18 protein-coding genes are annotated in these 22135 nt (G+C 65.1%); 7 read left to right on the forward strand and 11 right to left on the reverse strand.

The window, feature by feature from the left end; all coding sequences use genetic code 11:
• Window positions 1–49 precede the first annotated feature (49 nt).
• Window positions 50–4045, reverse strand: a complete 3996-nt coding sequence (locus tag PMO31116_RS04365; protein WP_150565649.1) for a DUF3683 domain-containing protein — start codon at window positions 4043–4045, stop codon at window positions 50–52.
• Window positions 4046–4663: 618 nt separating this feature from the next.
• Here PMO31116_RS04365 and PMO31116_RS04370 point away from each other — a divergent pair.
• Window positions 4664–5122, forward strand: coding sequence for a (2Fe-2S)-binding protein (locus PMO31116_RS04370; RefSeq protein WP_150565650.1), 459 nt, complete (start codon window positions 4664–4666; stop codon window positions 5120–5122).
• A gap of 17 nt (window positions 5123–5139) precedes the next feature.
• A complete protein-coding gene (locus PMO31116_RS04375; RefSeq protein WP_150565651.1) occupies window positions 5140–7362 on the forward strand; it encodes a xanthine dehydrogenase family protein molybdopterin-binding subunit in 2223 nt (740 codons plus the stop codon).
• A gap of 221 nt (window positions 7363–7583) precedes the next feature.
• Here PMO31116_RS04375 and PMO31116_RS04380 read toward each other — a convergent pair whose 3' ends face one another.
• The gene (locus PMO31116_RS04380; protein WP_150565652.1) at window positions 7584–8198 is read right to left on the reverse strand and encodes a YqaA family protein; all 615 of its coding nucleotides are present in this window, start codon (window positions 8196–8198) and stop codon (window positions 7584–7586) included.
• Window positions 8199–8350: 152 nt separating this feature from the next.
• Between PMO31116_RS04380 and PMO31116_RS04385 the strand changes: the two genes are divergently transcribed.
• From PMO31116_RS04385 to queF, 4 genes are all read left to right on the forward strand, one after another.
• On the forward strand, window positions 8351–8971 hold the full coding sequence (locus tag PMO31116_RS04385; protein ID WP_150565653.1) for a nucleotidyltransferase family protein: 621 nt from the start codon (window positions 8351–8353) through the stop codon (window positions 8969–8971).
• A 121-nt stretch (window positions 8972–9092) separates the two neighbouring features.
• Entirely contained in the window at window positions 9093–10622 is a 1530-nt protein-coding gene (ilvA, locus tag PMO31116_RS04390) for a threonine ammonia-lyase, biosynthetic (protein ID WP_150565654.1), read from the forward strand.
• 51 nt (window positions 10623–10673) lie between these two features.
• Complete coding sequence (locus tag PMO31116_RS04395; RefSeq protein WP_023597538.1) at window positions 10674–11603, forward strand: 5'-nucleotidase; 930 nt, start codon at window positions 10674–10676, stop codon at window positions 11601–11603.
• Window positions 11590–12417 carry an NADPH-dependent 7-cyano-7-deazaguanine reductase QueF gene (gene queF, locus PMO31116_RS04400; RefSeq protein WP_150565655.1) on the forward strand — a complete coding sequence of 276 codons (828 nt, stop codon included), beginning with the start codon at window positions 11590–11592 and terminating at the stop codon, window positions 12415–12417. The genes PMO31116_RS04395 and queF overlap by 14 nt, the downstream gene beginning before the upstream one ends.
• 88 nt (window positions 12418–12505) lie before the next feature.
• On the opposite strand, the gene PMO31116_RS04405 is transcribed toward queF, so the two are convergent.
• From PMO31116_RS04405 to PMO31116_RS04425, 5 genes are all read right to left on the reverse strand, one after another.
• Window positions 12506–13027, reverse strand: coding sequence for a CDC27 family protein (locus PMO31116_RS04405; protein ID WP_150565656.1), 522 nt, complete (start codon window positions 13025–13027; stop codon window positions 12506–12508).
• On the reverse strand, window positions 13014–13481 hold the full coding sequence (locus PMO31116_RS04410; protein ID WP_150565657.1) for a hypothetical protein: 468 nt from the start codon (window positions 13479–13481) through the stop codon (window positions 13014–13016). Before PMO31116_RS04410 ends, PMO31116_RS04405 begins: the two co-directional genes overlap by 14 nt.
• Before the next feature lie 260 nt (window positions 13482–13741).
• Window positions 13742–14134 carry a RidA family protein gene (locus PMO31116_RS04415; protein ID WP_174970894.1) on the reverse strand — a complete coding sequence of 131 codons (393 nt, stop codon included), beginning with the start codon at window positions 14132–14134 and terminating at the stop codon, window positions 13742–13744.
• 53 nt (window positions 14135–14187) lie between these two features.
• Window positions 14188–15678 (reverse strand): N-acyl-D-amino-acid deacylase family protein, encoded by a 1491-nt coding sequence (locus tag PMO31116_RS04420; RefSeq protein ID WP_150565658.1) that lies wholly within the window; start codon window positions 15676–15678, stop codon window positions 14188–14190.
• Between the two features lies 1 nt (window position 15679).
• Window positions 15680–16561, reverse strand: a complete 882-nt coding sequence (locus PMO31116_RS04425) for a MurR/RpiR family transcriptional regulator (protein ID WP_023597544.1) — start codon at window positions 16559–16561, stop codon at window positions 15680–15682.
• Window positions 16562–16732: 171 nt separating this feature from the next.
• Here PMO31116_RS04425 and PMO31116_RS04430 point away from each other — a divergent pair, with 171 nt between their 5' ends.
• The gene (locus PMO31116_RS04430) at window positions 16733–18004 is read left to right on the forward strand and encodes an amino acid deaminase (RefSeq protein ID WP_150565659.1); all 1272 of its coding nucleotides are present in this window, start codon (window positions 16733–16735) and stop codon (window positions 18002–18004) included.
• Between the two features lie 181 nt (window positions 18005–18185).
• On the opposite strand, the gene PMO31116_RS04435 is transcribed toward PMO31116_RS04430, so the two are convergent.
• From PMO31116_RS04435 to PMO31116_RS04450, 4 genes are all read right to left on the reverse strand, one after another.
• Window positions 18186–18728: a MarR family winged helix-turn-helix transcriptional regulator gene (locus PMO31116_RS04435; RefSeq protein ID WP_150565660.1), complete on the reverse strand. Its 543-nt coding sequence runs from the start codon at window positions 18726–18728 to the stop codon at window positions 18186–18188.
• A 4-nt stretch (window positions 18729–18732) separates the two neighbouring features.
• Window positions 18733–20328, reverse strand: a complete 1596-nt coding sequence (locus PMO31116_RS04440; RefSeq protein ID WP_150565661.1) for an MDR family MFS transporter — start codon at window positions 20326–20328, stop codon at window positions 18733–18735.
• 166 nt (window positions 20329–20494) lie between these two features.
• Window positions 20495–20896: a DUF6228 family protein gene (locus PMO31116_RS04445; RefSeq protein ID WP_150565662.1), complete on the reverse strand. Its 402-nt coding sequence runs from the start codon at window positions 20894–20896 to the stop codon at window positions 20495–20497.
• A gap of 262 nt (window positions 20897–21158) precedes the next feature.
• The gene (locus tag PMO31116_RS04450) at window positions 21159–22082 is read right to left on the reverse strand and encodes a LysR family transcriptional regulator (protein ID WP_150565663.1); all 924 of its coding nucleotides are present in this window, start codon (window positions 22080–22082) and stop codon (window positions 21159–21161) included.
• Between the last annotated feature and the right edge of the window lie 53 nt (window positions 22083–22135).

Consider the following 22135-nt stretch of genomic DNA (forward strand, 5'->3'; position numbering starts at 1 on the left):
ACCTCCGTGGTCCGTCGGTCAGGCCTCGGCCGCGTCCCGCGCAGGAGCATCACACCAGCACGCGTTCGATGCCGCCGTTGTTCGCGTCCTTCACGTAGTCCACCAGCCACTCGTCGCCCAGCACGTGCCTGGCGATTTCCACGACGATGTAGTCGGCCGTGACATTGGCGTCCTCGTTATAGCGCGACAGCCCTTGCAGGCACGACGGGCAGCTCGTGAGAATCTTCACGTCATCGACCTTGCCGTCGGCGCGCAGCTTCGCGGCGCCCTTGCGCATCTCCTCCTCCTTGCGGAAGCGGATCTGCGTCGAAATGTCGGGCCGCGTGACCGCCAGCGTGCCCGATTCGCCGCAGCAGCGATCGTTCTTCTCGATCTTGTACCCGTCGTTCTCGCTGCCCATCAGCTGGTTCACGAGCTTGACCGGGTCCATCGTCTTGATCGGCGTGTGGCACGGATCGTGATACATGTAGCGCGTACCGCCCACGCCGTCGAGCTTGACGCCCTTCTCGAGCAGGTATTCGTGAATGTCGACGATGCGGCAGCCCGGGAAGATCTTCTCGAACTCGTAGCCGGCGAGCTGATCGTAGCAAGTCCCGCACGACACCACCACGGTCTTGATGTCGAGGTAGTTCAGCGTGTTCGCCATGCGATGGAACAGCACGCGGTTGTCCGTCACGATCTTCTCGGCTTTCTCGCCCTGCCCCGAGCCGCGCTGCGGATAGCCGCAACACAGGTAGCCCGGCGGCAGCACCGTCTGCACGCCCACGTGCCAGAGCATGGCCTGCGTGGCCAGACCGACCTGCGAGAACAGACGCTCCGAACCGCAGCCCGGGAAGTAGAACACTGCTTCCGAGTCCACCGTGGTGGCCTTCGGATCGCGAATGATCGGCACGACCTTGTTGTCTTCGATGTCGAGTAGCGCGCGCGCCGTCTTCTTGGGCAGATTGCCCGGCATCTTCTTGTTGACGAAGTGGATCACTTCCTCTCGCAGCGGCGGCTTGCCGACCGTGGCCGGCGGATGCGCCGTCTGCTTCTTCGCGAGCTTCTTGAAGACGTCGGCGCCGAAACGCTGCGCCTTGTAGCCCCAGTCGATCATCACTTTGCGGGTGATGTTGATCGTCTCGGGGTTGGTCGCGTTCAGGAAGAACATGCCGGCGGCCGAGCCCGGATTGAACTTCTTCTTGCCCATCTTGCGCAACAGATTGCGCATGTTCATCGTCACGTCGCCGAAGTCGATCTTCACCGGGCACGGCGTCACGCACTTGTGACAAACGGTGCAGTGATCGGCCACGTCGTTGAACTCGTCCCAATGCTTGATCGACACGCCCCGACGCGTCTGTTCCTCATAGAGGAACGCCTCGATGAGCAGCGATGTGGCAAGAATCTTGTTGCGCGGGCTGTAGAGCAGGTTCGCGCGCGGCACGTGCGTGGCGCACACCGGTTTGCACTTGCCGCAGCGCAGGCAGTCCTTCACGCTGTCGGCAATGGCGCCGATGTCCGACTGCTGCATGATGATCGACTCGTAGCCCATCAGCCCGAAGCTGGGCGTATAGGCATTGCGCAGGTCGGCAGGCAGGTCGGGCATGTCGAGCAGCTTGCCCTTGTTGAAGCGCCCCTCCGGATCCACGCGCATCTTGTAAGCGCGGAACTCGCCGATCTCGGCTTCCGTCAGGAACTCCAGCTTGGTAATGCCGATGCCGTGTTCGCCCGAGATCACGCCGTCGAGCGAGCGGGCGATGTCCATGATGCGGGCCACGGCCTTGTGCGCATCCTGCAGCATCTCGTAGTTGTCCGAGTTCACCGGGATGTTGGTGTGCACGTTGCCGTCGCCGGCGTGCATGTGCAGCGCCACGAACACACGGCCATGCAGCACGCGCTTGTGGATCGCCTGTGCCTCGTCGAGGATCGGCTTGAACTCGGCGCCCGAGAAGATCTGGCGCAGTTCCGCGCGGATCTCCTGCTTCCACGACACCCGGACCGTGCGATCTTGCAGCAGGTCGATCAGACGCGTTTCCGGCTGCTTCGTCAGGCGATCGTTGAGCGCCACGTTGATGTCGCGAATGCCATGACGGTTGAGCAGCGGAATCGCCTCGGCGAGCGGCATCTCGAAGTGATCGCGCAGGAAGACCCAGCGCTCGCGCACGTCGCGCAGCAGCGTGAGTGCGGTCTGCACGCGGTCTTCGAGCAGTTCGGCCGACGGGATTTCGTTCGCGTCGTCGGTCTTGCCCAGCGGCAGGTTGCCGGCTTCGAAGAACGCCTCGAGGGCGTCGACCAGCTGGAGCTTGTTCTTGAGCGAGAGCTCGATGTTGATGCGCTCGATGTGGTCCGTGTACTCGCCCATGCGCGGGAGCGGAATCACCACGTCTTCATTGATCTTGAAGGCGTTGGTGTGGCGCGCGATGGCGGCCGTGCGCGAACGGTCGAGCCAGAACTTCTTGCGGGCCTCGGCCGACACGGCGACGAAACCCTCGCCGCTCTTGCCGTTGGCCATGCGAATGACTTCCGAGGTCGCCTGGGCGACCGCGTTGTCGTCGTCGCCGACGATGTCGCCGATGAGCACCATCTTCGGGAAGGCGTTGCGCTTCGACTTCGTGGCGTAGCCGACTGCGCGCAGATAGCGTTCGTCCAGATGCTCTAGGCCGGCGAGAATCGCGCCGCCCGCGGCCGTCTGCGCGAACATGTAGTCCTTGATCTCGACGATGCTCGGAATCGCTTCCTTGGCCTGGCCGAAGAATTCCAGGCACACCGTGCGGGTGTGCGCGGGCATCTTGTGCAGAATCCAGCGCGCGCTCGTGATCAGACCGTCGCAGCCTTCCTTCTGAATGCCCGGCAGGCCGGCGAGGAACTTGTCCGTTACGTCCTTGCCGAGGCCTTCCTTGCGAAAGCGCTTGCCCTCGATGTCCAGCCGTTCGGTCTTGAGCAGTGCGGCGCCGGGCGCCTGATTGCCGTCGTACCACTTGAGCTCGAAGCGGGCGACCGGAATGTCGTGAATCTTGCCGAGGTTGTGATCGAGCCGCGTGACTTCCAGCCAGTTGCCCTGCGGATCGACCATCCGCCACCAGGCCAGATTATCGAGTGCGGTGCCCCACAGCACGGCCTTCTTGCCGCCGGCGTTCATCGCCACGTTGCCGCCGATGCACGAGGCGTCGATCGACGTGGGGTCCACCGCGAACACCAGACCGGCACGCTCGGCGGCCTCGGCCACGCGGCGCGTGACCACGCCCGCGCCCGAGAAGATCGTCGGTACCGGCTTGTCCACGCCGGGCAGCTGCGAATATTCGACATCGCCGAGCTGCTCGAGCTTTTCCGTGTTGATGACGGCCGAGAACGGCGTGAGCGGAATCGCACCGCCCGTATAGCCGGTGCCGCCGCCACGCGGGATCACCGTCAGCCCGAGCTCGAAACAGCCTTTGACCAGCGACGCCATTTCGGCTTCCGTGTCAGGCGTGAGCACCACGAACGGATATTCCACGCGCCAGTCGGTGGCGTCGGTCACGTGCGACACGCGCGACAGGCCGTCGAACTTGATGTTGTCGTGGGCGGTCGTGCGGCCGAGCACCTTCTTCGCGCGACGGCGCAGTTCCGCCATCTTGTCGAACTCCGCGGCGAAGTCGGCCACGGCGCGGCGCGCCGCCGATTCCAGCTGTTCCACGCGCGCGGCACGCTCGCGGCCGTTCTCGTCGGCGTGCTGTGCCATGTCGGCGCGACGGCGCTTGTCGATTTCGTTGAGCCGGTGCTCGAGGGCATCGATCAGCAGCTTGCGGCGCTTCGGATTGTCGAGCAGGTCGTCCTGCAGATACGGATTGCGGCGAACCACCCAGATGTCGCCAAGCACTTCGTACAGCATGCGTGCCGAGCGGCCGGTGCGGCGTTCCGCGCGGAGTTCGTCGAGGATCGCCCAGGCGTCGGCGCCGAGCAGGCGCATGACGATCTCGCGGTCCGAAAACGACGTGTAGTTATAGGGGATCTCGCGCAGTCGCGGCGGTTGGGCGGCTACGGCATGCTTTGCGTCGTGCGGCTCGAAGGCGGGCAAGGGTGCGTTCATCTTGTCGGGCTCGTCATTGCGGCGGTGCGTCCGCCGTCGGCGTTCGTCTCGCGGGACGCGCCGAAAGTCAAAATCGGGTATGCGCTGGGAGTGCCGGCGGCGAGCGCGCTGGGGGTCAAGGATGCGCGCTGGCCGACAACTGACGATCTGCGATCAGCGAGATCGACGACTGCCGTGCGAAGACGCCGATGACGAATCGTGTCCGGTCATCGAGCAGAAGCACAGAGGGGTGAGGCAGTTGGTGCGCATGCCCAGATCTTTCTTCCGGCTTGGGAAAGTGTTGGTAGGGGAATGTAGGCCGAATTGTACTTCATTGCACCGCAACACGTCGGCGGCGCACTGAATTCCTCGCTCTGGCGCGTCATTCCCCTCCCTCCCCCCAAACTTCCCCCACCCCATTCGCCGACCGCAGTTGCCGACATCGGCCTCATCGCTGCGTTGACGGCGCCTTAACGACCGGCCCGGCACCGCTCGTCCCGGGCACCTTCCAGTGATTTCCCAGGCCGCTGTATCCGTTTATATACAACGAGTTGCGGCCCACTCCTGCTGTGAAATTTTCAGCGAATCAGAGTATGTTTTGCCGATCCCCGCTCCATCCACCCGACAAGAGGTGTCTCTATGGCTTCGTTTCAACTGAACGGCAAGCCGGTCAAGGTCGACGTCGACCCGGCCACTCCCCTGCTCTGGACCCTGCGCGACGCGCTCAACATGACCGGCACCAAATTCGGATGCGGCATGGCGTTGTGCGGCGCGTGCACCGTCCACATGGACGGCGCGGCCATCCGCAGTTGCATCACCCCCGTCTCCGCCGTGGAAGGCAAGAAGATCACGACCATCGAAAACGTCGGCGCCGACCCGGTCGGCCGTGCCGTCCAGGACGCCTGGATCAAGCACGACGTGCCTCAGTGCGGCTACTGCCAGAGCGGCCAGATCATGTCCGCCACCGCGTTGCTGCGCGAGAACAAGCAGCCCAACGACGAGCAGATCGACGCCGCGATGTCGGGCAACATCTGCCGTTGCGGCACCTACGCCCGCATTCGCGCGGCCATCAAGGACGCCGCGGCGTCGCTGGCCTGAGGCGAGGAGACACCGACATGCGCGAACTTCGCTTTTCGCAGTATCCCGGCGTCGCCGTGGGCGACTACACCGGCCTGAGCCGCCGCGGATTCCTCAAGACCTCCGCCCTTGCGGCCGGCGGCCTGATGCTTGAAATGTCGCTGCCCGGCGCCATGCGCGGCGCCGCCGCACAGGGCGCCGCGCCGGCGCCCGTCGTGCCGTCCGCGTTCGTGCGCATCGCGCCCGACGACACCGTCACCATCCAGGTCAACCGCCTCGATTTCGGCCAGGGCGTGCAAACCGCGCTGCCTATGCTGGTTGCCGAAGAACTCGACTGCGACTGGGCGAAGGTGCGCAGCGAGCTGGCGCCGGCGGCCGACGTCTACAAAGACCCCTTGTTCGGCATTCAGATGACTGGTGGTTCCGGCTCAGTGGCGCACTCGTGGTTGCAGTACCGTCGCATCGGGGCGACGGCGCGCGCCATGCTCATTGCGGCGGCGGCGCAGCAATGGAAAGTGCCCGCGGCACAGTTGAAGACCGAAAACGGCGTCGTCGTCGGCCCCAACGGCCAGCGCGCCACCTACGGCAGCCTCGCGGCCAGGGCGCAGGCCATGCCGGTGCCGGCCGATGTCCCGCTCAAATCGCCGTCGGCGTTCCGCTTGCTGGGCAAGCCGACCGGCCGCCTCGACGCGCGAGCCAAGTCGACCGGCGTGCCGATGTACGGCATGGATTTCAAGCTGCCCAACCTCAAGGTGGCGGTCGTGGCGCGCCCGCCGGTGTTCGGCGCCAAAGTGAAACGCTTCGACGCCAAGGCCGCGAAGGCCGTCAGGGGCGTGCGCGACGTGCTGGAGATTCCCGACGATCGGGGCGGCACGGCCGTAGCCGTCATCGCCGACGGCTACTGGCAGGCGAAGACCGGACGCGACGCGCTCAAACCCGAGTGGGACACCAGCGGGGTCGAACACGTCGACACCACGGCGCAGTTGGCCAAATACAAGGAGATGGCCAGGACGCCCGGGACCGTGGCCATCGACGCCGACGTCAGCAAGCTCAAGGGCGCGCCCAAAACGCTCGTGGCGGAATACAGCTTCCCGTATCTCGCGCACGCGCCCATGGAGCCGTTGAACTGCACCGTGCAGCTCTCCGACAAAGGGGCCGAAGTCTGGACCGGCACCCAATTCCAGACCGTCGATCAGGCGGCCATTGCACGCACGCTCGACCTCAAGCCCGAGCAAGTCAAGCTGCACACGCTCATGGCGGGCGGGGGCTTCGGGCGACGCGCGGTCCCCACGTCCGACTACGGTGTCGAGGCGGCGCAGGTCGCCAAGGCATGGCGCAAGGCCGGCCATCGCGAGCCGGTCAAGGTCATCTGGAGCCGCGAAGACGACATCCATGGCGGCTACTACCGTCCCATGTACGTGCACCGCGCCGAAATCGGCCTCGACGACAAGGGCAACATCCTCGCGTGGAATCACACCATCGTCGGTCAGTCCATTCTGGCGGGCACGCCGTTTGAGAAGATGATGGTCAAGAACGGCATCGACGGCACCAGTGTGGAGGGCGTGTCCGGCACGCCGTACGCCGTGCCGCTGCGTCTGACGTTGCACAGCCCCAAGGTCAACGTTCCGGTGTTGTGGTGGCGGTCGGTGGGCAACACGCACACCGCGTACGTCATGGAAACCTTGATCGATGAGTTGGCGAAGCAGGCCGGTCAGGACCCGGTGGCGTATCGCTACGCATTGATGGGTGACAAGCATCCGCGACACAAGGAGGCGCTTGCCCTGGCGGTCGAGCGATCCGGCTATGGGAAGACCCGGTTGCCGGAGGGGCAGGCGTGGGGCGTGGCGGTGCACGAGTCGTTCGACTCCGTGGTGGCGTACGTTGTCGTGGCCGAGATGCGCAATGGAACACCGAGGTTGGTGAGTGCGACGGCGGGGGTGCATTGCAACTTCGCGGTCAATCCGTTGACCGTGGCTGCGCAAGTCGAGGGCGCGGCGCTGATGGGATTGGGAACGACGTTGCCGGGTGCGGCGATCACCATGAAGGACGGGGAAGTCGAGCAGAGCAACTTCCATCAGTACATGGTGGCGCGCCTGCCGGACATGCCGGCGATCAGTGTGCACATCGCGAGTTCGGGCGACGCGCCGACGGGGATGGGCGAGCCGGGATTGCCGGCGTTGGCACCGGCGTACGCGAACGCGCTGTTCACGTTGACCGGAAAACGCCTGCGTTCCTTGCCGTTCGACGTCGCAAACGCGTGACCTGCGCGCAACGATAAGCCGGAAGGCGGTTGGCGTCACCCGGACGGCCTGCGGTCAGGCCGGACCGGGGCGCCTCCTCGAATCAGGACCAGGAACCGGGAATCAGGAACCGGGTCGGGCCCATGTCCGGGAGGCGCAAAGGTGCACCGGTCCGGCGGGCCCGGACATTGAGCGCCGCCCTGGGCGGCGGGGCGTCGAACATCGAAATCGGGCCTTCGAACCTACCCGATCAGCACATGCTTGAAAGGCGCGAAGATGCCTTGCCAGAACGACTCGGGCACACGCAGCATGAGGTAGGTCACGACAATGTAGCGCACCGCCTTGCCCACTGCGATATAGAGCAGGCAGGCGCGCCAGGGAAGGCGCAGCCATCCGGCGAGCGAGCAGAACGGGTCGCCGACCACGGGCAGCCACGAGAGCAGGAGCAGTGGCGGCCCGAAGCGGCGCATCCACCGGTGATAGCGTTCGTTTATCGGCGCCTTGCCGTCGGCACGCTTGACGGACCGCGACGGCGCATCTCCGAAGGCCGCCGCCCCCTCACCGGTACGGCCCGCCGTCCGCGCATGGTTGCGGCGTCGGACTTTGAGGCGGACGAACGCGCGGCGCGCGGCGAACCCCATCCACCAGTTGAGCATTCCGCCGGCGGTGTTACCCACCGTGGCCACCGCAATGGCGGGCCAGAACATTTGCGGGTTAAGCGTCACATAGCCGAAGAGCGCGGGCTCCGAGCCCATCGGCAGCAGTGTGGCCGAGACAAACGACACCAGAAAAATGGCCGGCAGACCAACGCCGGGCAGGGCCAGCACGCCGAGCAGCCAGGTGATGAACGACTCCATGCAACTCCGGAAATAGACAGAACAGATCCCGCACAGTCGGGCCACCGGACGACGTGACCGACCGGACGGTCGGCGCATGCGTCATGCGCCGACCCGCGTTCGCGGCATGCGAGTTTGGCAGAAACAAAAAGTCTGGCGCATAATGCATGCCCATGACCCGACCTTCGACGCCGCCCGTGGCCATTCTACTGGCAGGCGGACTCGGTACCCGCTTCGATGCGGCTGGGCGCCGGAACAAGCTGCTCGCGCCGCTGCCCGGAGATCCCCTGAACCGACCCGTTGCCCTTGCCAGCGCGCATGCGCTGCTGGCCGTATTGCCGCGCGTGATCGCGGTCGTGCGTCCGGATTCGGCGGAGCTCGAGAACGTGCTGCTGCAGGCGGGTTGCGAAGTCGTGATGAGCCACGCCACCAGGCGTGGGATGGGGGCCACGCTCGCGGCCGGCATCCAGTCCGGCGCCGACGAAGCGCCGCCGCCCGGGCTGGAACATCTCGACGGCTGGCTCGTTGCGCTGGCCGACATGCCCTACATCCATCCGCATACCATTCGTGCCGTCGCCGGTGGACTCACCTCGTCCGAGGCCATCGTCGCACCGAGTTATCGGGGACAACGCGGCCACCCGGTGGCCTTCGGTTCTGCCTTCACGTCACGCCTGGCCGCCCTCGACGGCGACGCCGGCGCGCGCGACCTGTTGATTAGCGAGCACATTACGATCGTCGATGTCGACGACGCCGGAATCGTGCGCGACATCGACACCCCAGACGACCTACGCTAGGGCGCGCACTCCCCTTTCCCGATTTTTCCCGAGAGACCCAGCGCGACCGCCCCGGCGGACGTGCTGGTCTATCATTGTCCTTTTGTTCCCAGATGTGCCTAACCTGAAGAAGCCTTAAATCATGTCCGATGCAGCTCCCGACTATCTGAAGAAGATCCTGACCGCAAAAGTCTACGACGTCGCCAAGGAAAGCGAACTCGAATTGGCACGCACGCTCTCCATGCGGCTGCACAATCGAATTTATCTGAAGCGCGAAGACAACCAGACGGTGTTCTCCTTCAAGATTCGGGGCGCATACAACAAGATGGCCAACCTCAGCGAGGCCGAACGCGAACGCGGCGTGCTCACCGCCTCGGCCGGCAATCACGCCCAGGGCGTGGCGTATTCCGCCGCGCGCCTTGGCTGCAAGGCCGTCATCGTCATGCCCGTCACCACCCCGCAGGTCAAGATCGACGCCGTGCGGACACACGGCGGGCGCGCCGTCGAAGTCGTGCTGGCCGGCGATTCCTACAGCGACGCCTACGCCCACGCCATGACCTTGCAGAGCGAACGCGGCCTGACCTTCGTGCCGCCGTTCGACGACCCCGACGTCATTGCCGGCCAAGGCACCATCGGCATGGAAATCCTGCGCCAGCACCAGGGTCCGCTGCACGCCATCTTCGTGCCCATCGGCGGTGGCGGGCTCGCCGCCGGCGTCGCCGCATACGTCAAGGCCGTGCGTCCCGAGATCAAGATCATCGGCGTACAGTCCGTCGACTCCGACGCCATGGCGCAATCCATCCACGCCGGCGAGCGCGTGCTCCTGAACGACGTGGGTCTGTTCGCGGACGGCACCGCCGTCAAATACGTCGGCGCCGAGACCTTCCGGCTGTGCCAGGCCCACCTCGACGAAGTCGTTCGCGTGGACACCGACCAGCTCTGCGCGGCCATCAAGGACGTTTTCCAGGACACCCGCAGCGTGCTCGAACCTTCCGGCGCGTTGTCCGTGGCGGGCGCCAAGGTCTACGCCGAGCGTGAAAAGCTCAAGGCCGAGACGCTCGTGGCGATCACGTCCGGCGCCAACATGAACTTCGACCGCCTGCGCTTCGTCGCCGAGCGCGCCGAAGTCGGCGAGGCGCGCGAAGCCGTGTTCGCCGTGACCATTCCCGAGGCACGCGGCAGCTTCAAGCGCTTCACCGAAGTGGTGGGCAGTCGCAATGTGACGGAGTTCAATTACCGAATCAGCGAGGCGTCCAGCGCGCACATCTTCGTGGGCATCCAGATGCACAATCGCGACGAGGGCGAACGGATCAAAGCGGGCTTCGAGCGCCACGGGTTCCCCACGCTCGATCTGTCCAACGACGAACTCTCCAAGCAGCACATCCGCTACATGGTGGGCGGGCGCTCCGCACTCGCGAGCAACGAAGTGCTCTATCGCTTCGAGTTCCCGGAACGTCCTGGCGCGCTGATGAAATTCCTCTCGGCCATGAGCCCGAACTGGAACATCAGCCTGTTCCACTACCGGAATCAGGGCGCCGATTACAGCAACATCCTCGTAGGCATTCAGGTGCCGGACGACGAGAAGGCCGCGTTCCGCGACTTCCTCGCCACGCTCGGCTATCCTTACTGGGACGAAAGCGACAACCCCGTCTACAAGCTGTTCCTCGGGTGAGCCGCCGACTTACGCATCCGCAACGCCTCAGGACATAACGTCACCGCCACCATGCCCATCACGCTCGAGAACAAACTTGTCGTCGCGATATCCTCGCGCGCGCTGTTCGACTTCGAAGAAGAGAACCGCGTGTACGAGGCGGGCGTGGCAAGCGGCGACGACCAGTCCTACATGCGCTACCAGCTCGACCGCCTCGACGTGCCCGCGCGCATTGGCGTGGCGTTTCCGCTCGTGCAGAAGCTCCTCGCTTTCAATCAGGACGGGACCGACCGGCATCGCGTGGAAGTCGTGGTGCTCTCGCGCAACGATCCCGTGAGCGGCATGCGTGTGTTTCGTTCCGCGCGGCAGGTCGACCTCAAGATCGAGCGCGGTGTGTTCACGCGCGGGCGCGAACCGTTCGGTTACCTCAACGCCCTGGGCGCGCACCTGTTCCTCTCGGCCAACGAGCGAGACGTGCGCAGCGCCCTCACGGCCGGCTTCCCTGCCGCGCGCGTCTACCCCGACTCCGCGAAAAAGGCGGAACTGCACCCGGACGAGATCCGCATCGCCTTCGACGGCGACGCGGTGCTCTTCTCCGACGAAGCCGAGCAAGTGTTCCAGCGCAACGGGCTCGACGCGTTCCAGCGGCACGAGATCGAGCGCGCCGCCACGCCATTGCCGCCGGGGCCGTTCAAGCCCCTGCTGCAGGCGCTGCACCGCCTGCAAACGCTCGCGGGACACGAAGTGCCGGTCAAGATCCGCACCGCGCTCGTGACCGCGCGTTCGGCGCCGGCACACGAGCGCGCGATTCGCACGCTCATGGACTGGAAAATCGACATCGACGAGGCGATGTTCCTGGGCGGGCTGGACAAAGGCGCGTTCCTGCGCGAATTCGAGCCCGATTTCTTCTTCGACGATCAGACACGCCACTGCGAGTCGGCCGCGCGGGTCACCCCCACCGGTCACGTCATCAGTGGCATTGCGAACCATGACAACGCCTGACCAATCTCCGCTCGGCAAGGAAGTTGCCTATACCGAGCAGTACGACCCGTCCCTGCTCTTCCCGATCGCCCGTGCGCCGGCGCGCGCGGCGATCGGCGTGCCCGACGCATTGCCGTTCTTCGGCGCCGACATCTGGAACGGCTACGAACTCTCGTGGCTCAATGAAAAGGGCAAGCCGCAGATCGCGCTGCTCACCGCCATGGTGCCGGCCGACTCGCCGAACATCATCGAATCGAAGTCCTTCAAGCTCTATCTCGGCTCGTTCGCCCAAACCCGCCTGGCCAACGCCGACGCGGCACGCGCATTGATTCAACAGGATCTGTCCGAAGCCGCGGGGGCGCCGGTGCAGGTGCGGCTCATCGAGCCGGGCGGCTTCGGCAAGCTCGAACTCGACGAACTCGACGGCCTGCTCGTCGATCGTCTCGATATCGAGACCGACGTGTACGCGCCCGACGCCACCCTGCTCAAGGCCGCGTTCGACGAACCCCACGTCGACGAAACCCTCGTGTCGAACCTGCTCAAGTCCAACTGCCCCGTGACGGGACAACCCGACTGGGGCAGCCTGCAGATTCGCTACGTCGGCCCGCCGATCGATCAGGAGGGCCTGCTCAAGTACGTGATTTCCTATCGGCGCCACACGGGCTTTCACGAGCAGTGCGTGGAGGGCATCTTCATGGACATCCTTCGGCAGTGCAAGCCCAGCCAATTGGCGGTGTACGCACGATACACGCGGCGCGGCGGGCTCGACATCAACCCGTTCCGCACCAATTTCACGCTGCCGATGCCCGACAACGCGCGCACGGCTCGCCAGTAAGGCTGCGTCGCCCGACCGGCACGCCAGACGGCGGCGGGATCCGAACCGGTCCCGCCGCCGTGCTCGTTTGCAGGCAGGCGCCGAGGCGTCATGCCATGGTGTGCGCCGTCGCCATGACGCGCTGCGCGGCGCGGCGCACGGCGGCAAACCCCGGCTGTCCGCCGCAGCGACGCATCGTCTCGCGCATGGCGCGACCGGCCGCTTCGTAATGCGCTAGCTCGAACAGACATTCGCCGACCTGATACATCGGCCCGGGCGCCTCCCGATCGATCAGCGCCGCCGCCATGAAAAGCGGCAGCGCCGCCCGCGGCTCGCCAAGACGTTGTGCGCACAGGGCGAGCGCCATGGCATAGTCCGCCTGTTGCGGGCAAGCCGAGAGCAACGGGGCGAAGCACTCGATCGCCTGCGCGTAATCGCCGCGCTCGAACGCGCCGTAACCACAACGGTAGGCAGCATCGCACCGCGCGGCGTCCCACGTCCCCGGGGACGGCAGGTCCATCGCAGCGCAGCGCGCCTGGGCGTCGCGCACCGCATCGCGGATCGCCGCGATGTCGCTCGCGACATGCCGCGACGGCGGCGTCGTATCGGCTGGAATCTCAAACGAAGTCACGGCCGTTGGCCTCCCCGGAGCGCGCATCGAAGCGCACGCTCGCGCTCATCGCCTGCATCTCCTGCCGGGCTTCGCGGCGCTTTCTCGCACACACGCAGATTTCACTCAGGCCGAACGTGATCGACCACGTGGAAAGCAGCGCAACGCTGCCCCCAAACGCGTAGCCCAGCCAGCGATGCTCGTCCGCGAAAACCGCTTCGTCGCCCCGCAACGAAGTCTGCATACAAGCGTAGGCGCTGCACCCCACGCCCAGCAGACCCAGCACGACGAGCGAGAGTCCCGACAGGCCCGAATGCCAACCGGCCTGGCTCAGGTGCGACATGCGCTGGTTGTACAACCGGATGTCGTCGGGCGATGGCGGGAAGTCGATGACGACACGGGCGTCGTCGGCAACGCCTTCGGTTCGATGTAATGCCGGGGCGCTCCGGCTGACGCCCTCCAGTCCATGAAACACGGTCCACCTCCTCTTTGATGAAGAGATTGCAGACTGCGCGCGCCAACCTCCCGTTGCCATCGAAGCTCAACCGCAACCTTTGCGAAACGGATACCAAGGTACCGGTCAAGGCGAGTGCTCAGTACAGCGGCGATGCCCCGATGCTTGCGTTCGTGGTGGCCACCACAAAAAAGCCGGCGAAATCGCCGGCTTCCTCGAACCTGCGCACGGCATCGCCACACCGGCGACACCGCGCGGATCGCACGCTCACGGGAGCGCGCTCACGCCGCGGGCTTCTTGTAAGCGACGCAATCCACCTCGACCTTGCAATCGATGACCATGCTCGACACCACACAGGCGCGCGCGGGCGGGTGTTCGCCGAAGTACTCCTTGAACACCTTGTTGAACGACGCGAAGTCACGCGGATCGTCGAGCCATACGCCGACGCGCATCACGTGCTCGGTGCCGTAGCCGGCCTCCGCGAGAATCGCCAGCATGTTGCGAATCGCCTGATGCGACTGGGCGACGATGCCGCCATCGATCACCTCGCCGTCCCGCATCGGGGTCTGCCCCGAGACGAACAGAAAGCCGTCGGCTTCGGTTGCGCGTGCGAACGGCATGCGCTGGCCACCTGTGCCCTGCCCGCCTTCCACGCCATATCGTTTGATGCTCATCATTGCTCCTTTCGACAACACGGCCGCCACACGCCTGTGGGCCGCAACATTGATCAAAGTACCGGCTGCGGCGTGCCACGCCGCACAAAGCGTCCGGCTCGCGCATGCTGCGTGGGTGCACGGTCCTGCCACGACAGCACGCCATTGACCCACACGGCGGCGATACCGTGAGCCGGCTGCATGGGATCGGTGAAGGTCGCGGCATCGGCCACGGTGTCCGGATCGAACAGGACCAGATCAGCCCAGTAGCCCTCGCGCACGAAGCCCCGCCCGGTCAGCCCGAAGCGCTCGGCCGACAATCCTGTCATTTTATGGACGGCCTCGGCCAGCGGGAACAATTGCTGCTCGCGGCTGTACCGACCCAGCACGCGCGGGAATGCGCCCCACAGTCGCGGGTGCGGCAGCGGGTCATTGGGCAGACCATCCGAGCCCACGACCGTCGCGGGGTGACGAAGAATGCGCCGCACGTCGTCCTCTTCCATGCAGTGGTACACCGCACCTGCCGGCTGAAGCCGTGTTGCGGCATCCATCAGCCCCACACCCCACTGCGCAGCGATTTCCGCGAGCAGCTTGCCGCCCTGCTCCGGGTGCGGCTGCGACCATGTCACGAGAATGTCGAAGTCGTCGGTGACCTGCTTGAGATCGAGCGTCGACGAGCTGGCCGTGTATGGATAGCAATCGCAGCCAACCGGCTGGAAGCGCCGTGCCTTGTCGAGCGCGTCGAGAATCTCGGTGCTGCGTCCCCAGTTGTCGACGCCGGCACACTTCAGGTGCGACACGACCACCGGTACGCGCGCGTGCCGTCCAATGCGGAATGCCTCGTCGAGCGCCTCGAGGATCTCGGCGAACTCCGTGCGCAGATGCGTGGCATACAGCCCGCCCGCTTCGGCAAGCGGCTCGGCCAGCGCGAGCACCTCTTCCGTGGGCGCGGCGTTCGCATTCGCATAGGCGAGGCCCGTGGACAAGCCCAGCGCGCCGTTGGCCAGCGCTTCGCGCAACTGCGCGCGCATCCCCTCGATTTCCGCTTCCGTCGCAGGGCGGTCGAGGCGGTCCATATGATTGTTGCGCAGCGCTGTGTGACCGATGAGCGCGGCCACGTTGATCGCCGGCTGCGCCCGCTCCAGCGCTTCGACATAGGCCGCGAACGTCGGATAGCGGAAAGCGTCGGCCTCGCCGAGCAGGTTCATCGGATCGGGCGGATCGCCCCCGAGCGTGACCGGCGCGGCGCTGATCCCGCAGTTGCCCACGACCACCGTCGTCACGCCTTGCGAGAGCTTCGGCGTCATGTCGGGGGTGCGTATCACGTTGGTATCGTCATGCGTGTGCACGTCGATAAAGCCGGGACTCAGCACCTGAGCCCGCCCCGCGATCCGCTGCGAGGCCTGCCAGCCGGCAAGCACGCCGGCCGGCGCCACGGTATGAATGCGGCCGTCGCGCAGCGCGACATCGAAGCGCTCGTCGGTGACCGGCGCGCCGGAGCCGTCGGCCAGTCGCACATCGGTGATGAGGGTGTCCACCGTGCGGTTCGCGAGGCAGTCAGTCATGTCAGTCTCCCAGGGGCTGGCGATCGCCGCCGCCCCGATGCGTGTCCAGCACGTACTTGATGCGCCGCAACAGCGCCTGACTCTGCGGCTTGGCGAGCAACGCCAGCTCCGTGGCCAGCACGTCCATTGCGAGCAGCATCGCGTAGCGCGACGACGACGGTTTGAAAATGAAATCCGTTTCCAGCGCGCGAATCGGCAGCACCTCGTCGGCCAGTGTCGCGAGGGGCGATGCCGTCGCCGTGACCGCCACCACCTGCGCGCCATATTCCCGCGCGATCTCGCACGCCGACACCAGCTCCGGCGTATGGCCGCTCACCGAAAAGGCGAGCACCACGTCGTCCCGACCGAGCGTGCCGGCGACCATGCGGGCGAGCACGGCATCCTGATAGCTTGCCACCGGGCGCCCCAGCCGCACGAGCCGGTAACGGGCCTCGTCGGCCATGAGCGACGACCCGCCCCCCATGCCGAACGCGTAGACCATGCGCGCCGACAGCAACCGCCCCGCGGCACGACGCACCACGTCTGGCTTGATGAGTCCGCGATGCACCTGAAGCGTCGTCTGAATATCGTCGGCGATCCGGTCGATGGTCTCGCCCGAGCCGTCCTGCGCGTTGGCGGCGTTCGCGCCCAGAAAGCGCTGCCCCACCACCGCCGCCTGTGCCAGACGCAGCTTCAGGTCCCGCACATCCCGGCAGCCCATTGCCTTGGCGAAGCGGGTCACGCTGGCCTCGCTCACCCCGGCGCGCTCGGCGAGCACATTGATCGACGCCGCCGCGGCGCCCGCCACGTCTTCGAGCACCACCTGCGCGACTTTGCGCTCCGCCTGACTCAGGTGGTCGCTGCGCTCGGCAACGCGCGTCACGATATCGAAGGTTTCGGCCATATTCCGGTCCATGCGTGCGGTCGGGCGCCCCGGCAATTCGCCGTGACGTCGGTTCAAGTCGTTTTCTCGATTTTTGTTACTTTATAACAAATTTGTCAAACCCTGGTAATTCAAAGCTATTATACGAACCATCCGGCAGACGTCGGCGCAAGGTCACGCGGAGGATTCTCGATGAATGATACAAACTATCAGCACGGCATGATCGATACCCTGAACAAGGGTCTTGGGGCGATGCCCACGCCGCTGGCGCCGTCGGCGACGGCCGGCCTCGGATGGAATCTGCTCGCCGAAGACCTGAGCCTGCCCACGGCGGTGCTTTATGAAGACAAGATCCGTCACAACCTCGCGTGGATGCAACGATTCGTGCACGAGTACGGCGTGAAACTCGCCCCGCACGGCAAGACGACGATGGCACCGAAGCTGTTCCGTCGGCAACTCGAGGGCGGCGCGTGGGGCATTACGCTTGCCACGGCGCAGCAAACCAATGCGGCGTACCACCACGGGGTGCGCCGGGTGCTCATGGCGAACCAGTTGGTCGGCAAGCGCAACATGGCGTTGATCGCCGACTTGCTGAAAGATCCCGATTTCGAATTCTTCTGCCTGGTGGACTCGGCAGAGGCCGTGGTGCATCTAGGCACCTTCTTCCGGGCGCGCGGCCAGTCGATTCAGGTGCTCATCGAGTTGGGCGTGACGGGCGGACGCACCGGCGTGCGCGACGACGCACAGCAACGCGCCGTGCTCGATGCCCTCGCCCGCTACCCGGACGCCGTCAAGCTCGCGGGCGTGGAAGTCTACGAGGGCGTGCTGAGTACCGAGCCGGACATTCGCGCGTTCCTCCAACGTGCCGTGAGCACCACGCGCGAGCTGGTCGCGGCAGGTCGCATCGAGCGCACGCCTGCGGTGCTCTCGGGCGCCGGGTCGGCATGGTACGACGTGGTGGCCGACGAGTTCGCGCACAAGGACGTCGGGGTAGCGCTCGACGTCGTGCTGCGCCCCGGCTGCTACCTTACGCACGACGTGGGCATCTACAAGGCAGCGCAGGCGCAAATCGCCACGCGCAATCCCATCGCAAGGCAGATGCGCTCGCAGTTGCAACCGGCGCTCCAGCTCTGGGCCTACGTGCAATCGATTCCGGAACCGGAGCGGGCGATCATCGCGCTGGGCAAGCGCGACGCCGCATTCGATGCGGGCATGCCCGAACCGGCGCAACAGTTTCGTCCCGGCGAGGACAAGACACCGAAGGCGACGCCGGCGCATTGGGAAGTCACCGGCATGATGGATCAGCACGCATACCTGCGCATTGCGCCGGGCGACGACATCCGCGTGGGCGACATGATCGCGTTCGACATTTCGCACCCGTGCCTGACGTTCGACAAATGGCGTCATCTGCCCGTGGTCGACAGCGACTACAACGTCGTTGACATCGTGCAGACATTCTTCTGACCGGGGATGCGTCGCCGTGCCGACGCCCCCCTCCGCAACGCCGGATAAAACCACCTTCACGACCGCCGGCACGAACTGTGCGTCGTGCTTTGCCATGACAAAGCCCCGAAGGTCGGACTTACGTCCAGCTTTCGGGGTGCCGTTCAGATCTGGTGGCCTATTGCATGCCCGGGAAGACCGCTCATGCCGGATTGCGTGACGACCGTTTGCGCGCCGGTGGCGGCGGCTCCGTGTTGACGGGTTCCGCAGGACTGCGTCGCGTGGCGGGCCGGGCGTCCGGCGCGGTCGATTTCGCGCGGACCACCACCGACTTGAACTGTTCCTCGAGATGGCCCAATGCGCTTTCCAGCGTCGCGATCTCGGCGGGCGTCATGCCTTCGAGCGCGTCGTCGAAGAAAGCCTGGCGACGCGGCGTGGCCTCCTCGTACACCTCGGCACCGGCGGTAGTGAGCGTGACATTGGTGAGGCGGTTGTCGTCCGGATCGGGTGCGCGAGTGAGCCAGCCGAGTGCTTCCATGGACTGCAACTGGCGTGTGAGCGACGCCGGGTCGAGCCGGCAATGTTCGGCCAGATACTTCTGCGAGCAGGTGCCTTGTTCGGCGAGCGTGAGAATGATTCGCCATCTCGGCAACGGGTGTCCGACCTTTGCGTCGAAGGCGAGCATCATCGCGCGGTACGTCAGGCTGAGTTGCTGGATGACGTTGCGTTTCTGAGGGGTCGGCATGGCGTCACTCCGCGGGCGGCGGCGACGCCTTGGCGCCGCGCGTCAGACGAATGAGCGGCACGCGCCGCACGAACCACAGGCCGGCGAGTGCCGCGGCGAGCGACATCATCTGCCCGTTGTGAATCGCGGCGACCAGCGACGAGCGTGCCGACTCGATGAACAGGGCGCCGTTCTGGCCCATGTGGGCGAGCGTCGTGAGGAAGTCGCTTTGGGCTTGCGCGTTCACGAGGATCTGCGGATCGGTGAGTTGCCCGGTCCATTGGGTGCCATCGTTTGCGGCGAGGGCGTCCTTCACGCGGGCGGTGTAGCTGTGATTCACCAGCGTGCCGACGATGGCCGTGCCGAGCATTCCGCCGATCATGCGCAGCGACTGCATGAGCGCGGTGGCGATGCCCAGATGCGCGCGGCCGGCGACTTCCTGCGCGAAAACCGTGAGATTGGGCATCACGAAACCGAGGCCGAGGCCGGCGATGAACATGTAGCTCGCGAGCAGCGCGTGCGAGGTACCGCGATGGGTGGTGATGATGCCGGCGCAGGCGAGCGCGAGCAGCAGGAAACCGCCGTAGAGCATTACGTTCGGATTGCGCAAGCGCGTGATGAGGCGTCCGTTGACGATGCTGCCGACGGTGATGCAGACCACCAGCGGCGTGACGAGCAGACCGGTTTCGCGCGGCGACAGGCCGAAGCCGCCCTGCAACATCAGGGGCGCGTAGAAGAGGATGCCGAACATCGTGAAGCCTGCGAAGACCGACAGCACGAAGAGCGGCGCGAGGCTTTTGTCGCGGAACATCTCGAACGGCAGGATCGGGTGAGACGTTCGCTTCTCCCACGCGTAGAGCACGTAGGAGGCGACCACGAACACGACGAGCAGCGCGAGCACGCCACGCGACAGGCCGTCCGCCGGCAGCCACTCCACGAGCATTTGCAGGCTGCCGAGTGCGGCGGCGATGAGCAGTGCGCCGAGCCAGTCGAGGCTCGTCTTGCCGTGTTCGTCGGCGCGCATGTGAGGCAGGTGTCGACCGACGAACCATACGCCGAGCAGCCCGACGGGCAGGTTGACGTAGAACACCGAGCGCCAGCCGTAGGCTTCGGTGAGGAAACCGCCGAGCGACGGGCCGATGGCGTTGGCGATGCCGAACGCGGAGCTGAGCATGACCTGCCAGCGCAGGCGCACGTGCGAGTCGGGGAAGAGTTCAGGCACGCATGCGAAGGCGGTGCCGACGAGCATGCCGCCGCCAATGCCCTGCAGGGCACGTGCGATGACGAGGAAAGGCATGCTGCTGGCCGCGCCGCAAAGTACGGACGCGGCCGTAAATACGATGATGGCCGCCATCACGAAGCGTTTGCGGCCATAGAAATCACCGAGCCGACCGAAGATCGGCACGGTGATGACGGAGGTCAGGAGATACGACGTTGCGACCCAGGCGTAGTACTCGAAGCCCTTGAGCTCGGCGACAATGGTCGGCAGCGCCGTGCCGACGACCGTCTGGTCGAGCGCCACCATCATCGTGCAGAAACAAAGCCCGAGCATCGCCACGAGCGACTGTCGAAAGGGCAACACCTGCCCCGCCGAGTGCGGGGTGCTGGGACTGGGAGCCATTTTTTTGACGGATCAATGTTTGATCAGTCAAAGATTTTAGCACGATCGGAGGTTCGGAGACGGGGTGGTGATGTTAGTAACAAAAACGGTTGCCCCGACGCCCAGTAACTACTTGAAACAATGGGATGGCCATTCGTTGTTCAAACGGTTACGGCCACGCCTATTCTTACTCGGGAGAAGGGCCGATTTCGAAGACTTGCGAGACGTCCCGCGCAATCTGCTCTAGGCTGCCAGCCTCGAGCGCGAGATGTGTCGACATCGAACTCGTCAAGGTGGCAAGTTCAATTGTGAGCGTGACTTGCCCAAGCCTGGTAATTGTCGCCGAGAGTTTCAACTCTCCATCTATGGAAGTCCAACGCTTCGCGCCGTCCCACCCAGTCCATGCCTCCGCCATGTCGCGGAAAAATGCAGAAATCGGCCCCACCACATAAGTTGACGATCCCACCTCGCCGTGGAATGGTGGATTCGTGAGCGTTGCGATAAACAGTGTCTCGTCCAAAGCGCGAGACGTGACTCGCATATTCAACGAAGCTCGGCCGTGACAGGACTTCACTTCGACACAATCCATTTTTTCACCTGGCATTAATTCGTTGTGCAATCTTAGCGGATACGCTTAGCTTCGTAGCGACATTGCACTGACCTGCCCCCTACAAACAGGGCCAGCCGGAGTCTAGTAAAGTTCGTTTTCGGAGAAGAAGACGAACATGAAGAAGCGATTTGCGGAACAGCAAATCAGCGGGTTTCTGAAGGAAGCCGAAGCCAGTATGGCAGTCAAGTAACTATGCAGTCCGCCCGGCTCCCGCCGACGTGCGCTCGGGCCGCACCTTACCCTACCGATAGGCCCCCTCGCACAACTCGCGCACTTGCGTGCGGAACCAGCGCTGCGCCGGATCGTGATCGAGGCGGGGATGCCAGATCGCCGAAACATGGAAATCGGAGGCTGCCAACGGCAAGTCGAAGGATTGCAAGCCCATGCTTGCGGCGTGATCCGGGGCGAACGCATTGCCGAGGCACGAACGCGGGACGATCGCGAGCCAGTCGGAATGGCGCACCAGTTGCATTGCGCTCGTATACGACGGCACCACCACGGGCACGTTTCGCGGCGTTTCGGATGACGCAATCGCCAGATCGACTGGGTTTTCCGGGTCTCCCGTGCGCGAAACCATCACGTGCGCGTACTTAAACCAGCGCGCTGTGCTCACGCGTCGCATGCGCATGAGCGGGTGAGCGCTTCGGCAAATGCCGACATAGCGGTCCCGAAAGAGTCTGCGCGTGCGCACTTCGGGCGCCGACGCCCTGACGATACCGATCTCGAGATCGATCGTGCCGTCCCTGAGCGGTTGGGCATCCCAATCGGCCTTCGGTGCGAAACGAATCTGCACCCCCGGCGCCTCGCACCGAAGGCGCGTGAGCAGTGCGGCACCGAGCAGGTCGATAAACCCTTCACCAGCGCGCACCGTGAAACGTTGCACGAGGGTGCCGGCGTCGAACCGGTGTTCGGCGCGCCCCAGCGTCGCTTCCACGTCGCGTGTCAGCGAAGGCACCCGCTGGCTCAGTTGCTCGGCGTAAGGGGTCAACACCAGCGATCGCCCCGCCTGAAGGAGCAGGCGATCCCCCGTCGCAGCACGAAGCCGGGCGAGCGTACGGCTCATGGCCGACACGCTGATTTTCAGCCGCCGAGCCGCGCCCGTGACGCTTCGTTCGCTCAGCAGCGCGTCCAGAGCCGTCAGTAGGTTCAGATCGATGCGCGACATTCGCGCAGCATAAACGAAATCGCACACCTATGGCGTTCACTGCAACCCACAAT

Source organism: Pandoraea morbifera, from assembly GCF_902459575.1.
Lineage (GTDB): Bacteria > Pseudomonadota > Gammaproteobacteria > Burkholderiales > Burkholderiaceae > Pandoraea > Pandoraea morbifera.

What these genes read in the sequence shown, in the direction of transcription:
- PMO31116_RS04365 (WP_150565649.1), bottom strand. Translation starts at nt 4,045, where the DNA reads ATGAACGCACCCTTGCCCGCCTTCGAGCCGCACGACGCAAAGCATGCC.
- PMO31116_RS04370 (WP_150565650.1), top strand. Translation starts at nt 4,664, where the DNA reads ATGGCTTCGTTTCAACTGAACGGCAAGCCGGTCAAGGTCGACGTCGAC.
- PMO31116_RS04375 (WP_150565651.1), top strand. Translation starts at nt 5,140, where the DNA reads ATGCGCGAACTTCGCTTTTCGCAGTATCCCGGCGTCGCCGTGGGCGAC.
- PMO31116_RS04380 (WP_150565652.1), bottom strand. Translation starts at nt 8,198, where the DNA reads ATGGAGTCGTTCATCACCTGGCTGCTCGGCGTGCTGGCCCTGCCCGGC.
- PMO31116_RS04385 (WP_150565653.1), top strand. Translation starts at nt 8,351, where the DNA reads ATGACCCGACCTTCGACGCCGCCCGTGGCCATTCTACTGGCAGGCGGA.
- ilvA (WP_150565654.1), top strand. Translation starts at nt 9,093, where the DNA reads ATGTCCGATGCAGCTCCCGACTATCTGAAGAAGATCCTGACCGCAAAA.
- PMO31116_RS04395 (WP_023597538.1), top strand. Translation starts at nt 10,674, where the DNA reads ATGCCCATCACGCTCGAGAACAAACTTGTCGTCGCGATATCCTCGCGC.
- queF (WP_150565655.1), top strand. Translation starts at nt 11,590, where the DNA reads ATGACAACGCCTGACCAATCTCCGCTCGGCAAGGAAGTTGCCTATACC.
- PMO31116_RS04415 (WP_174970894.1), bottom strand. Translation starts at nt 14,134, where the DNA reads ATGAGCATCAAACGATATGGCGTGGAAGGCGGGCAGGGCACAGGTGGC.
- PMO31116_RS04420 (WP_150565658.1), bottom strand. Translation starts at nt 15,678, where the DNA reads ATGACTGACTGCCTCGCGAACCGCACGGTGGACACCCTCATCACCGAT.
- PMO31116_RS04425 (WP_023597544.1), bottom strand. Translation starts at nt 16,561, where the DNA reads ATGGCCGAAACCTTCGATATCGTGACGCGCGTTGCCGAGCGCAGCGAC.
- PMO31116_RS04430 (WP_150565659.1), top strand. Translation starts at nt 16,733, where the DNA reads ATGAATGATACAAACTATCAGCACGGCATGATCGATACCCTGAACAAG.
- PMO31116_RS04435 (WP_150565660.1), bottom strand. Translation starts at nt 18,728, where the DNA reads ATGCCGACCCCTCAGAAACGCAACGTCATCCAGCAACTCAGCCTGACG.
- PMO31116_RS04440 (WP_150565661.1), bottom strand. Translation starts at nt 20,328, where the DNA reads ATGGCTCCCAGTCCCAGCACCCCGCACTCGGCGGGGCAGGTGTTGCCC.
- PMO31116_RS04445 (WP_150565662.1), bottom strand. Translation starts at nt 20,896, where the DNA reads ATGGATTGTGTCGAAGTGAAGTCCTGTCACGGCCGAGCTTCGTTGAAT.
- PMO31116_RS04450 (WP_150565663.1), bottom strand. Translation starts at nt 22,082, where the DNA reads ATGTCGCGCATCGATCTGAACCTACTGACGGCTCTGGACGCGCTGCTG.